Raw genomic sequence first — 13,367 nt, forward strand, 5'->3', positions numbered from 1 at the left:
GGCCGGCCGAGCTTTCAGCGGGACCTGCTTGGTCGCTACGTCGCTTGGTTCGCCACGCACCTAGGCCGGGGCGACGGCAGGTCGGCTTATGAGTAGATTTGCGACAAAGTCGGGTATTTGCGCGTAGAATAGCGACGGGCGGGCCGGTTTTAGGCTCAGTTACGCGGGGTTGGGCGACATGCCGCTGGTCGTGGCCGGACGCGCATCCGCGTCCGTTGGTGCGCATGCTCACGCGTGCGGCGAGGTTCAGCCGCTGGTTGGATCTGAGTTCGAAGCAACGTGCGTTTGCCTGCTTGAAGCAGTCTCACGCGCTTGAACAACCTGCAGCAGCCAAACTCACATTCGATGACAACTTTGATATGACGTTGTCAATTTAGCCGGTGAGTTCAATTCCGGCCGCGAATCACAATCCGCTCTTCGCCGAACGTAATATCGACCGGCAGGGCCTTGCCTAGACCTTCGAGCCAACCTCGGGGGTCGTGTTCGAGGACCGCGCCGGTGATCAACAACTGAGCGGCGGCGCCTTCGACTTCGATGGGAACGGCCGAGTAACGATTCAGGTCGGCAACCACATCCTGTAAAGGCTCGCCGGTGTATTGTAGTCGTCCGCTCTTGCGGGCGAGCACGGCGGGAATGGCGGTGGGTTCGGGAGCGGCGACCAAGCCTGCGGTCACCGAGGTCTGTTGACCGGCATACACGCGACTCGCGTCCGTCGGCAGTTGTGACTGCGACGATGCCGGATGCCACGGCAACGTGTATGCGACTGCCTGTATGGCGCACGCTGAAGGCAGTACCAATCGCTGTGATGCGTGCATCGCCTGCGATCACTACAAACGGCCGCGACGGGTCGTGGGCGACATCGAAGAGCGCTTCGCCTGAGGTCAATTGAACGGTGCGCTTGGTTTCAGACAAGTCCGCAAGGACGGTGGAGGCGCCACCGAGGGTGAGTTGGGAGCCATCTTCCAATCCGAACAGGGCGGTCAGTCGCTGGCGACGCAATCCGGGTGAGCGCAACCTCGCCCAGTTGGACGTGAGCGTGCCGCCCAATACGACGGCGACGGTCCGAATTCCGGCCGAAGACCCATCGTTGCGGTGGACAGTGCGTGGTAGTGCTTCGGCACGCTACGTTGGTTTCGATGCCGGTCATCACCGATTTGAACTGGGTCCTGGTGTAGCGAACTTCGTCGCTGCCATTGCAGGGCCTGACACCGGGCAATGAGTTCGGTGAAAACCCCGATGCCATGGTCGAGCACTGCCGCCAGCATCGGCGCGCTATGGCTTTTGATCGCAAATGTAACCGGTTTCTAGGCCTTGAGAACGCGCTGATGAATCGACGAGAGTTGTTGGTGTCGCTGGCGGCGGCGGGATTCGTGCTGACCGATTCAGCGTCGGTTGCGGTCGAGGCGGGCGTGCGTGGAGCGAAGATTGCTCGTGGAGAGGCGGGCAAGGTGCTGTCGGCGTCGCAGGCAGCCTTCGTCGAGGTGGTGAGCGATCTGATCATTCCTCGCACCACCACGCCGGGTGCGTCGGACGTGGGCGTGGTTGGTTTTATCGATCACATGCAAGCCGAGTTCGCGACGCCCGAAGCGCGCACCAAGTTTCTGCGCGGCTTGGACGAACTGATGCAGCGAGCCGCCACGGAATTGCGCCGTGACTTGGTCGCTGCTTCCAAAGCGAAGCGCTTGCAGTTTGTCGCCAAGCTGGATGCTGAAGCGTATGCCACTAGCGAGCGGACGTTCTTTCGCGATCTGAAGTCGTCGGTGGTCGCGGCGTACTGCAGCTCCGAAGCCGGCGCCACGCAACTGCTGGAGTATTTGCCGGTGCCTGGCGGCTTCAAGCCGAGCATTGCCGTGACTGGCGCCACTCGCAACTACGCAACCTGACCATGAGCTACGACTTCGATGCCATCGTGATCGGCTCCGGTGTGTCCGGCGGCTGGGCGGCCAAGGAACTGACCGAGAAGGGATTGAAAACGCTGGTGGTCGAGCGTGGGCGCAATGTCCGCCACCGTATCGACTATCCGACCGAGTCCACGCCGCCTTGGGCCATCCCGTTCAATGCACGCATTCCGCAGGCGGAGCGCGATCGCGACTATCCCACGCAGATCCGCGGCCAGCTCAGTCAGTACAACAAACATTTCTATGTGAAGGATTCCGAGCGGCCGTACGTGCAGGAGAAGCCGTTCGTGTGGATTCGCGGCGATCAGGTCGGCGGTAAATCGTTGTTGTGGGCTCGCCAGGTGTATCGCTGGTCGGATCTGGATTTTTCCGCCAATGCCAAAGACGGTCACGGCACCGATTGGCCGCTGCGTTATCGCGATATCGCGCCCTGGTACGACCACGTCGAGCGCTTCGCCGGCGTGGCGGGCAATCGCGATGGGATCGCGCATTTGCCGGACGGCGTGTTTCAACCCGCGTTCGGACTCACCGATCCGGAGCTGTTCATCAAGAGCAAGGTGGAGGCAGCGTTTCCCGGTCGCTATATCATCAACGCACGCGTTGCCAACCTGACGCAGCCGACGGAGGAGCAACTGCAATTGGGGCGTGCGCCGTGTCAGGCGCGCAATCAATGTAATCGTGGCTGTTCGTTCGGCGCGTACTTCTCGAGCCAATCGTCGACGCTGCCGGCGGCGGAGCGCACCGGCAATCTGACGTTGCTGCCGGACACCGTCGTTCACAGCCTGGTCCACGATCCGATCAGCAAGCGCGTCTCGGCGGTGCGTTTGATCGATACCAGGACCAAAGCGTCCCGCGAAGTGCGTGCGCGAATCGTGTTCGTCTGTGCGTCGACCCTCGCTTCGACGCAGCTGTTACTCAACTCGATGGACGAGATTTTCCCGAACGGCATCGGCAATTCCAGCGGCGTGCTCGGCCGTTACTTGATGGATCACGTGTGGGGCGGCGGTGCGAGTGGCACTGTGCCGGGATTCGAGCAGAGCTTTTATCGCGGCCGTCGACCCGGCGCGGTGTATGTGCCGCGCTTTCGTAACGTTGAGAGCACGGATGCATTGCCATTCTTGCGCGGCTACGGCTATCAAGGCGGCTCGAGTCGCGGCAGCTGGGGCAGTGTTGGGGCGAAGGCTGGAATCGGCGAGTCGTTCAAGGCGCAACTGGGTCGGCCGGGCGGTTGGGGCTTTTCTATCGGCGGCATTGGCGAGATGCTGCCTCGCTATGAGAACCACGTGTCGCTCGATCCTCGACAACGCGATGAGTTCGGCGTGCCACTGCTGCGAGTGAGCTGCGAGTACAGCGACAACGAGCGCGCCATGGTGCGCGATATGGCCAAGGCGGCAGGCGAGATGCTTCGCGCCGCTGGCCTCACCGACGTGAAAGAGGATGCCGAGGACGACACGCCAGGCGTCGTTATCCACGAAGTCGGTACGGCACGCATGGGTCTCGATCCTCGCACCTCGTATCTCAACGCATTCAGCCAGTCGCATGACGTGCCGAATCTGTTCGTCACTGACGGTGCAGCGTTCGCATCCAGTTCGTGCGTGAATCCTTCTCTCACCTTCATGGCTTTGACGGCGCGGGCAGCGGACTATGCCGTGACCCAGATCAAAGCCGGCCGTCTTTAATCTGACCGTCTCTAATCTGACCGGGAGTATCGACACATGAACAAGAATCTCCTTCCAATGTTTGCCGGTCCGTCGGCGCTGTCTCGGCGCCGGTTTCTGGCCTTCAGCGGCGCCACGCTCGGCATGGCCATTGCCGGTTGTTCCAAGAGCGGCGATGCGCCGGTGGCGGAGAGCGCGCCGGTTGCGCCCGCTGTGCCGAGTCGCAAGCTGGAAAAGATCGGCATCGAGCTGTACACCGTGCGCAAACAGATGGAGCAGAGCGTGCAGCAGACGCTGGAGCGCATCGCCCAGATTGGTTATGACGAAGTGGAGTTCGCGGGCTACTTCAAGTCCAAGCCGTCCGAGGTCAAAAAGTACCTGGCTGACACCGGATTGAAGTCGTACTCGGCGCACGTGTTTCTAGAGGCTTTGCGCGACAAGACGTCGCAGACCCTGGATGAAGTGGCCGAAGTCGGTCATCAGTACGTGGTGCTCGGCTACGGCGTCGATAACTTGAAGACCCAGGACGAATGTCATCGGCACATCGAATGGCTGCGGCAGATGGGCGAGGCTGCGAAACAACGCGGCCTGCAGTTCGGTTATCACAACCACGCCTTCGAGTTCAAAAGCGTCGACGGCATCGTGCCCTACGACCTGATGCTGGCCGATGTCGACAGCGACCTGATGAAAATGACCATGGATTTCTTCTGGATCCATTACGCCGGCGTCGATCCTTATCCGTACTTCGACAAGTACCCGGGCCGTTTCAAGCAGTGTCATGTGAAGGACATGACGGCCGATCGCAAGATGGCCGATGCCGGCGCCGGCACGCTCGACTTCGCGAAATTATTCGCACAGCGCGATCAGGCCGGGCTCGAGCATTTCTATGTCGAGCGCGACGACGCTCCGGAGCCTTACGAGACTGCCGCGGCGAGTTTGGCCTACCTGCGCGCGCTACGGTTTTGACGGTTCGTGACTTTTCTTAAACCAGAAAGCGGTTGACGATCCGCACTCGTCAAAATATCTTGTGCGCCTTCTCGGTGCCTGCCTCCCCCTGTGAGGCAGGCTGAAAAGGGAATCCGGTGACCGCGTCATGACCGCATGGCGCGCATTCCGGGGCTGCCCCGCAGCGGTAATTGGGAACGAACGGCGCATATTGCACTGGGCTTCACGCCTGGGAAGCAGCGCCAAGTAGGTCGGCCTCCAGCCGAAGCCCATGAGCCCGAAGACCTGCCGAGAATCGCGCGCCGTCGCGGCGCGCATAGGCTGTCGGGCTCTCGTGGGAAGGGGCTGGCGGATGTTCGCGTCGCTGCATTCGTCAGCGCGTGCTTCCGTTCGTCTTCGCACTCCGTGAGCTATGCCATCGTTGGGATGGCGACACTCGAATCGGAGCGTTGCAAGATATGCGGATCACTATCGCCTCGGGCGCCTTGCTAGTCGGTGCCCTCGGCATTCATCAGACCACCCTGGCGCAAACTTCCTCGTTGTTAGAAGAAGTTGTAGTCGAGGGTCGTATCGAACGCCGTGCCTACACGCCGGCTGACAGCACCACAGCGTTGGGATTGCCGGCTCCGATCATCGACACGCCGTTGTCGATTCAGTCGGTCGGCGATGGGCTGCTGCGTGACCAACAGGCGCGCACGCTGTGGGACGGGCTCAGGAATGTCAGCGGCGTATCGAGTCGCGGCACCAATTCGGGTGTCAACGAAGATTTCGTGATTCGCGGTTTCCAGCTCGATCCGCGTCGCAATTACTATCGCGACGGTGCGCGTTTCTACAACCAATTCTCGGTCGATCCGAACAATCTGGAACGCGTCGAGGTGCTGAAAGGGCCGGCTTCGATTCTTTACGGCGCACTGGAGCCTGGCGGCATCATCAATCTGGTGACACCGCGCTTGAGCGCCAAGCCCACCGCTGATGTGCGCATCACCGCCGGCAGCTACGATCACTATCAGGCGAGCGGCGCAGTCTCCGGGCCGGTCTCCGATGATGTGTTCTATCGCTTGTATGGCTCGATGCTGGACTCCAACAGCTTCCGTGACTACGTCGAACAGGATCGTTGGTATCTGAATCCCACGCTGGTTTGGAATCTCTCCGACGCCACCACCTTGCGCTTCAATGTGGAAATACAGAACGACCAACAGACTGCCGATGCAGGCATCGTCGCGATTCTGGATCGGCCCGCGAACGTGCCGCGCGAAACCTTCTACGGCGAGCCGAGCTACAAGACCGAGACGATGGATAACATCTCGGCGTCGGTGAAGCTCACGCATCAGTACTCGCCGTCGCTACGCCAGAACTCCTCGGTAACGTACTACGACACGACCTGGGATCGTCAGCAGGTATCGGTCGAGGCCACGCGCGGTGGCGTCGTAGGTTTGCCGGGTGGGCCGGGTTATCCAGGCAATCCCAACACGTTGCTGCCGCGGTCCATCTACGACAACGATCTGGCTTTCAAAGAGCTGAGCACGCAGCACGATTTGATCTTTGACTTCGCCACCGGCGGCATCTCGCACACTTTGCAGTTCGGTGTGCAGGCGAGCCGCTATGAAGACGATGAAGTCTCGGGCGATAGAGTGTTCGTACCGGCGAATGCCAACGCGCAGCGTATCGATATCTACAATCCGAGCGCCTATTACGGCTTGCAGGTGCCGTCTACGTTCTCCTTGTTCCGCGATCAGCAGCGCGAAGAGACCACGTACGGCGCCTACCTGCAGGACATGGTGCGTTTGGGTGAGCAGTGGATCGTGCTCGCCGGCGTGCGCTACGACAACACGAGCTTCGATCAGCACACGCTTCAGAGCGGAACCTTTCGCACGTTGTCGCGCGAGGACTCTGGTTTCAGTCCCCGAGCTGGTGTCGTCTTCAAGGCGTTGCCGACGCTGTCGCTCTACGGTAGCTACACGCGTTCGTTCAGTCCGAAGAACGGTTCCAAGATCATCAACGAGCCGGCGGTGGGAACGCCCGTCACGCTGGAAAACGTCGAGCCAGTCGATCCCGAAGAGGCGACCCAACTCGAAGTCGGTGCGAAGTGGTCGAGCAACGACAACGGCATCGTGGCGACGCTCGCGCTGTATGAACTCACCCGCGAGGACATGGTCGAGACCAACCCGCGCTTCACCAACTACAGCGTGCAAGTCGGCGAGCAACGCAGTCGGGGTGTCGATCTCGACGTGAGTTTGCGACTGACCAGCGGTCTGAGCGTCGTGGGTGCCTACGGCTACATCGATGCCGAGATCATCGAAGACGCCGATCGTCCGGCTTGGGAAGGCAACCAGCTCGACAACGTGCCGAAGCACAGCGGCAGCGTCTGGCTGCACTATGCACACACGAGCGGCTTTGGCGGCGGCGTTGGAGCAATCTACGTCGACAAGCGTCAAGGCAACCTGGACAACGACTTCTATCTGGATTCGTACACGCGGGTCGATCTGTCGTTGTCGTATCAGCTGCGCAGCCTGCGATTCGATGTGGGCGTGAAGAACCTGTTCGATGAGCACTACTACGCCAACTCCTGGCGCCGCGATCGGATCATGCCGGGCGCGCCGCGGACGTTTACCGGATCGGTGAGCTACGGTTGGTGATGAAGTGACCGAAAAGGGCGAAGCCGCGTATCGTTGGTCGGTGACGCGGCGTGCTGTATTCGTCATCGTCGGCGGATACTTCGGGGCGACGCTCTTCGCCATCGCGCTGGCATTGCTGTTGCCCGTGCCTCGTGCCGATGCGGTGCTGTTCGGCACGATCTTCAGCTTTCTGGTGTACGCGGGGATTGCGATTTGGGCCTATGCGCGAGTCCGCGGCGGCTTTCGTAAATCCATGGCCTGGCTGCATACCTGGACCGGCTTGTTGCTGGGCTGGGTGCTGTATGCGGTGTTCGTCACCGGCACCGCTGCTTACTATCGCAATGAGATTACGCTGTGGATGAGCCCGGAAGCTCGCGCGACCAGCGCGCCATCGGATGCATTGGACCGCGGACTCGCTGAGCTCAAGGCACGGGCTGCAGGTTCGGATCGCTGGAGCGTCTCGTTGCCGGATGAGCGCGATCCGTCGTTGTCGATTCAGTGGCGTGAGAAGACGAATCAAGGCACGAGCAATCGGACGATGTACTGGGATGCATCGAGCGAGCAGTTCATAACGCCTCGCGCGACCGAAGGCGGCGCGTTTCTCTATCGCTTTCACTACAACCTGCATCTACCCGACCGATACGGCGAATGGATCGTGGGTGTGGCGGCGATGTTGATGCTAGTTGCCATCATCAGCGGCGTCGTGACGCATCGGCGCTTCTTCAAGGACTTCTTCGTGCTGCGATTGAAGAAGGGCGGGCAGCGAGCTTGGCTGGACGCGCACAACATGACGAGCGTGTTCGCGCTGCCGTTTCATTTGATGATCACGTTCACCGGACTGTTGTCGCTGATGTTCGTGTACCTGCCTTGGGCGCAGCAGGTGATGTACGGGGATGACACTAAAACCTATTCGGCCGAGGCGTTTGGCAACGCTGACATTCCGAAGGCGTCCGGCGAAGCGGCGGGGCTGGCTTCACTCGCGACGGTGATTGCGACCAGTCGCGACACTTGGGGTAGCGATCGTCTTGGTCGCGTTATGATCAACAACGCCGGCGATGCGGCTGCCACCTTCGAGACTCGCCCGAACTATGCCGGGCAAGTGTCGCTGGATCATCGCAAGGTCATCGCCAACGGCGCGACCGGCGAAGTGGTCAGCAATGTGCAAGGCTTCGGGCCGGGAGTGGCGACTCGCGGCGTGTTGATCGGATTGCACGTCGCTCGATTCGCGCAACCGACCGTGCGAGCACTGTTCTTCCTCTGCGGCCTGGCTGGCTGCGCGATGGTGGCGACTGGGCTCGTGCTATGGAATCTCAAGCGGCGCGATCCCAGAATTGCGCAGAGCCGGGCAGAGCGACTCGTCGAAAGGCTCAACATCGCTGCGATCCTGGGTGCACCGATTGCAGTTGCGGCTTACTTTCTGGCGAATCGGTTGTTGCCTGCAGAGTTGCCGACGCGAGCGGATTGGGAGATTCGCTGGTTCTTCATTGCCTGGGCGCTATCGGTTCTGCATGCCTTCGCACGTCAGGCGAGCCGAGCTTGGCAAGAGCAGTTGTCGGTTGCTTCGCTATTGTTCTTTGCCGTGCCGTTGGTCAATGCGCTGACGACAGGGCGAGGTCTGTGGCAGTCGTTAGCGAGCGGCGATGTTTTGTTTGCCGCGTTCGACGTCGTGCAGCTTTGTCTCGGCGCGGCGTTTGCGTCGACGGCGTTTTACCTCTGGCGTCGCGAGCATGGCTCGTCGCTAGCTCGAGGCCGCGCGAGCGCTGACCAAATCGGTTCGGCCTTGTAGTACCTTGGTGATTGCATCCTGTCTCAACAGTGACATGCCGTCGGAGTGCGCTGCCTGGACCAGCTGCGGGATGGGGGCGCGCGAGCGAACTAAGTGCTTGAGCTGAGGTGTGCCTATCAGCAGCTCATAAATGCCGACGCGACCCTTGTAGCCATCGCGGCAGGCATCGCAGCCCACGGCTTCGTAAAGAGTGATTCCGCCATTGCGCTGATGCTCGAGGCGCCAGTGAGCGAGCACTTGCTGTCGATCCTGCTGGAACTCACCGCAATACTCTTCGGCAAGCTCGGCCAGCTCAGAGTCGGTTGCGAGCCGCCCGCGCTTGCAGTTCGTGCACAGTGTGCGTACCAGGCGCTGCGAAAGAATGCCCAGTAGCGCGTCGGCAAAGTTGAACGGATCCATGCCCAGATCGAGCAGACGAGTGATGCTTTCCGCAGCGCTGTTGGTATGCAGAGTGGACAGCACGAGGTGACCGGTCAGCGATGCTTCGATGCCGATCTTGGCTGTCTCGGCGTCACGCATTTCGCCGACCATGATCACATCCGGATCGGCACGTAGAAAGGCGCGCATGGCGGCGGCGAAGGTCCAATCGATCTTCGGTTGGACCTGCACCTGTCGCAGTCCGGCCTGAGTGATTTCGATGGGATCTTCGGCGGTCCAGATTTTCAGATCCGGCCGGTTGATCTCACGCAACATCGAGTGCAAGGTCGTGGTCTTACCCGAACCAGTCGGGCCGACCACCAGCACGATGCCATAGCTGCGCGCGATCATCTTGCGCAGCTCTAGTAGATCGCGCGCTGCAAACTGCAGATCCTCGAGCGGATGCGGCTCCATGCTGGCCAGGATGCGCAACACCACATCTTCGAGATTGTTGGCGGTGGGAATGATGGCCACGCGCAGCTCGATCTCCAGTTCGCCGAACTTGCTGAAGTCGATCTTGCCGTCCTGCGGCTGACGATGTTCGGAGATGTCCAGGTCCGCCATCACCTTGATGCGCGACACCAGACTGTTGCGATAGGCCGGCGGCAAATCCAGATAATCGGTGAGGTCGCCATCCAACCGAAAGCGCACGCGAGTGCTGGTGGCGGCATTACTTTCTATATGGATGTCCGAGGCGCCCTGAGTGTGGGCATCCTTGATGATCTTGTTGACCAGCCGCACCAGCGTGTTCTCGTTGACGCGGGCTTCGCTGTCGCGAGCCTTGGTGACGCTCGCCGGGCGTGGCGTCTCGCGGCTGAGTTGCATGGCCAGGTCTTCGACCTTCGCCACATCGGCCTTGATGGGGTCACGACCGGAGCCGCCGCGTCCCTGCGCGCCACCAAAATCAGTGTTGCGAGTATCGAGTCGCGAATATTCCTTGGAGATGCGCGCCTTCAAATCGGCCGGATCGGCAATCACCAGCACGATGGTGAGTCCGGTAATTACGCGCAACTCCTGCGCGAAGTTGCTGGTCAGCGGATTCTCCACGGCGACGATCAACGAGCTGCCGCTTCGAAGCAACGGTAGCATCTGATGTCGGATCGCAAAGGCCGGCTCCACCAACTCGATCCCCAGCGGATCGACTTTGAACTCGCGCACGTTCACGTAAGGAATGCCCAGTTTTTCCGACAACGCCATTTGAATGAGCCGCAGGGACACTGCGCCCATGTCGATCAGGATGTCGCCGAGGCGGCGTTCCCGATGTTCGGCTTGAATGCCGAGCGCTTCATCGAGCACCGAGGGGCTGATCAGTTTCGCTTCGACCAGTAGATCGCCCAACCTGACATTGGGGCGGCGTTGTTGTTCGGCCAGAGTCTGGGTCAGCTGCTCGCTGGTGATGATGGCGCGATCCGCCAGGAACTTGCCGAGCGGTTCGCGCCGGAGTTCGTTTTGACGGTCGAGTGCGTTTTCCAGTGCGCTCGAACTGATCAGTGCCTTGCCCACCAATGCTTCACCCAGCGGTGGACCGATCGACACTTCTGCAATCTGCGGGGCGGGGATGAACCGGCGCACGGCACCGCGTGTGTCCGGCTCGACCACGAACAGGAACAACCCGCATTGTTCTCGCACGAAGCCGCACGCCTTGCCGGTGATGGGCGCGCCTTGTCGCATGTGTACGGTGAACTCGCGCTCGTGCGCAAGCGGATCTTCACTACCGCCGACCGCACTCAACGCCGTTTGGTCGGGAACCAGCTTCATCGGCTGCGGCAATGTGATGCAGCGAACCGGCGCCAAGTTCAACTTCTGGCGGCCCTTGCGATCCGGTAAACGCAGCTCTATGTAATCCGTGCCGGGCGTGAACGCCACCAGCTGTGCATCGAGCGTGCGGCCGTTGGCCAACTCCACGATACATTCGAGCGGCTGATTGGATGTCGGTGCAGCGGAATCGAAAAACGGCACCGTCGGCCAGCGAACTTTGCTGGATGCTACTGCAGGGGTCTCCATTACGACCGGTTATAGCATTCCGGCAAGAGGCTGTTGATTAGGTAATTCCTGGTGTGTAAATCTGCGCATCAAGTGAAGTAGTGCAGAGTGACTGCAGTCAGCACGGCGTAGCGTCCGACCTTTGCTATAGCAACGAGTAGCAGGAAAACGGGAAACGGCTCACGCATCACACCGGCCACGATGGTGAGCGGATCACCGATCACCGGTGCCCAACTGAACAGCAACGACCACTTGCCGTACTTGCCGTACCAGCGCTGTGCTCTTTGCAGCGCCTCGGGCCGGGCCGGAAACCAGCGACGCTCGCGAAAGCGTTCGATGCCGCGGCCCAAAAGCCAATTACACACCGAGCCCAGAATGTTTCCAGCGCTGGCGACCAGCAGCAGCAGCCAAGGCGAATGATCCGCCAGCAACAAGCCGACCAGCACGGCCTCCGACTGGCCGGGAAAGATCGTGGCCGCAATCAGTGCGGCGAAAAATAATCCGAGGTAGGGCGCAACCATTCATGTTCATGTCGGGCGCGAGCCGGCACGGTCGCGAGGCTGGCGATCATATCGTCAACGTCAGTGGTGTGACGAGCGCACCAGTGTGAATCTGTATCGGAGCATTTGCATTGCAAGTGAAATGTATATACATTAGCTCGACATCATCAAAAAGACTGGCGGAAGGCAATGCTCAGGTCGCTGGCAGCTGTCTCGATCGCATGGTTGGTCACGACAGGCGGAGCGCACGCTGCAGATACGGCGGCGCAGATCGATGCATATGCGGTACATGCCATGCGTCAATGGCAGACGCCGGGCATGGCGATTGCCGTCATCAATCGGGGGCGCGTGGAGTATCTGGGCGGCCTCGGCGTGCGAGAGCAGGGCAGCGCCACGCCGATGGATGCGGACACCGTATTCACGGTGGCTTCGCTCACCAAGGCATTCACAGCAATGGCGGCCGCAGCCGCGGTCGACGCAGGGAATATTCAGTGGGACGAACCGGTCGTCAAATTTTTGCCAGGATTCCGGTTACGCGACCCTTACGTTACCGCTGAGGCTAGCTTCCGAGATCTGCTCAGTCATCGCGTGGGCACGTTCGGCGATTTCCAAAACGGCTTGGCGTTGTCACGTAACCAAGTGATTGAGTTGCTGAAGTTCGATCAGCCGCGGGCCAAGTTCCGAGCCGGTTGGGTCTATTCGAATATTCTGTATGCCGCGGCTGGCGAGGCGGTGGCGAGAAGTGTCGGCATGTCATGGGACGAACACATCCGGCGCACTATTTTTGTGCCGCTCGGCATGACTGCGAGTTCCACCACGGCAGAAGCGCTGGCCAATGCATCGAATCGCGCCAGTTCTCATGTCCGCTTGCGCGACGGGTCCGTTCGAGTCGATCCATTTCGGCCGCAAGGCGCATGGAGCATGGACAATCATGCTCCGGCGGGTGCGATCAACTCCAATGCGCGGGACATGAGTCGCTGGCTGCAGTTTCAACTCGGCGACGGTAGTGTCGATGGCCGTCGTCTGGTTTCGGTGGAGCAATTCGAACAAACCCACGCCGCGCAAGCGCTCTATCCCACGCGAGAGAATGGTAGGAGTAGCGACGACTTTCAGATGAGCGGTTACGCGCTTGGCTGGGAGTACGGCCAATTCCACGGCGAACGAGTGCTGTCACACAACGGGTTGTTTCGAGGGCATGCCAGCGAAGCGTTGTTGTGCCCTTCGCGCGGGGTGGCGGTGTTTGTGTTCGCCAATGCACGTCAGGGTGCTTACGGTCTCACCGCTGGAGTCGCTCAGTGGATTCTCGCGAAGTACCTGGAGCTTCCCGATCGCGATCGGGCCGGCGAAAAATACCTCGCATATAAAAGCGGTTGGGAGCAGAAGCGTGTCAGCGAGCGCGCGTTGTGGGAGCCGCCGTCCAAGCGCCGTGCTCCATCGCTGGCGCTGAACGCTTACGCCGGTACGTACACAGCCGCCGACGACTGGCTGACTTATGTAGTGACGATGCAAGACAACCGCTTGCGATTGGATCTACAACAGGTTGCCGAGCCGTACTTCGCTTGGCT

At 60.6% G+C, this 13,367-nt stretch carries 10 protein-coding genes and 1 riboswitch; of the genes, 7 read left to right on the forward strand and 3 right to left on the reverse strand.

The genetic code is table 11. The features are described 5' to 3' along the window. Nucleotides 1-336 precede the first annotated feature (336 nt). Nucleotides 337-1,047: a FecR family protein gene (locus tag JNL55_RS37295; RefSeq protein WP_415922979.1), complete on the reverse strand. Its 711-nt coding sequence runs from the start codon at nt 1,045-1,047 to the stop codon at nt 337-339. Between JNL55_RS37295 and JNL55_RS37300 the strand changes: the two genes are divergently transcribed. From JNL55_RS37300 to JNL55_RS01260, 6 genes are all read left to right on the forward strand, one after another. After that, nucleotides 944-1,219: an alpha-L-rhamnosidase C-terminal domain-containing protein gene (locus JNL55_RS37300; protein WP_415922978.1), complete on the forward strand. Its 276-nt coding sequence runs from the start codon at nt 944-946 to the stop codon at nt 1,217-1,219. The genes JNL55_RS37295 and JNL55_RS37300 overlap by 104 nt on opposite strands. Before the next feature lie 106 nt (nt 1,220-1,325). Next, nucleotides 1,326-1,883, forward strand: coding sequence for a gluconate 2-dehydrogenase subunit 3 family protein (locus tag JNL55_RS01240; protein ID WP_293848441.1), 558 nt, complete (start codon nt 1,326-1,328; stop codon nt 1,881-1,883). 2 nt (nt 1,884-1,885) lie between these two features. Continuing rightward, a complete protein-coding gene (locus tag JNL55_RS01245; protein ID WP_293848443.1) occupies nt 1,886-3,577 on the forward strand; it encodes a GMC oxidoreductase in 1,692 nt (563 codons plus the stop codon). A gap of 36 nt (nt 3,578-3,613) precedes the next feature. Then, entirely contained in the window at nt 3,614-4,522 is a 909-nt protein-coding gene (locus JNL55_RS01250; protein ID WP_293848445.1) for a sugar phosphate isomerase/epimerase family protein, read from the forward strand. Nucleotides 4,523-4,577: 55 nt separating this feature from the next. After that, a riboswitch (cobalamin riboswitch) is annotated at nt 4,578-4,809 on the forward strand. 150 nt (nt 4,810-4,959) lie between these two features. Then, on the forward strand, nt 4,960-7,137 hold the full coding sequence (locus JNL55_RS01255; RefSeq protein ID WP_293848447.1) for a TonB-dependent siderophore receptor: 2,178 nt from the start codon (nt 4,960-4,962) through the stop codon (nt 7,135-7,137). Nucleotides 7,138-7,141: 4 nt separating this feature from the next. Continuing rightward, nucleotides 7,142-8,902 (forward strand): PepSY-associated TM helix domain-containing protein, encoded by a 1,761-nt coding sequence (locus JNL55_RS01260; RefSeq protein WP_293848449.1) that lies wholly within the window; start codon nt 7,142-7,144, stop codon nt 8,900-8,902. Here the strand turns inward: JNL55_RS01260 and JNL55_RS01265 are convergent. Beyond that, nucleotides 8,855-11,323, reverse strand: a complete 2,469-nt coding sequence (locus JNL55_RS01265; protein WP_293848451.1) for a GspE/PulE family protein — start codon at nt 11,321-11,323, stop codon at nt 8,855-8,857. The genes JNL55_RS01260 and JNL55_RS01265 overlap by 48 nt on opposite strands. Before the next feature lie 68 nt (nt 11,324-11,391). Beyond that, nucleotides 11,392-11,823, reverse strand: a complete 432-nt coding sequence (locus JNL55_RS01270) for a YqaA family protein (protein ID WP_293848453.1) — start codon at nt 11,821-11,823, stop codon at nt 11,392-11,394. 273 nt (nt 11,824-12,096) lie between these two features. Between JNL55_RS01270 and JNL55_RS01275 the strand changes: the two genes are divergently transcribed. Continuing rightward, on the forward strand, nt 12,097-13,367 hold a 1,271-nt coding region (locus JNL55_RS01275; protein ID WP_293848454.1), incomplete at its 3' end, for a serine hydrolase.

Origin of the sequence: Steroidobacter sp., from assembly GCF_016790065.1 — a bacterium.
Taxonomy (GTDB): Bacteria; Pseudomonadota; Gammaproteobacteria; order Steroidobacterales; family Steroidobacteraceae; genus Steroidobacter.

Excerpts from the sequence above, each read along its gene's own strand:
- JNL55_RS01240 (WP_293848441.1), top strand. The coding sequence starts at position 1,326 with ATGAATCGACGAGAGTTGTTGGTGTCGCTGGCGGCGGCGGGATTCGTG.
- JNL55_RS01245 (WP_293848443.1), top strand. The coding sequence starts at position 1,886 with ATGAGCTACGACTTCGATGCCATCGTGATCGGCTCCGGTGTGTCCGGC.
- JNL55_RS01250 (WP_293848445.1), top strand. The coding sequence starts at position 3,614 with ATGAACAAGAATCTCCTTCCAATGTTTGCCGGTCCGTCGGCGCTGTCT.
- JNL55_RS01255 (WP_293848447.1), top strand. The coding sequence starts at position 4,960 with ATGCGGATCACTATCGCCTCGGGCGCCTTGCTAGTCGGTGCCCTCGGC.
- JNL55_RS01265 (WP_293848451.1), bottom strand. The coding sequence starts at position 11,323 with ATGGAGACCCCTGCAGTAGCATCCAGCAAAGTTCGCTGGCCGACGGTG.
- JNL55_RS01270 (WP_293848453.1), bottom strand. The coding sequence starts at position 11,823 with ATGGTTGCGCCCTACCTCGGATTATTTTTCGCCGCACTGATTGCGGCC.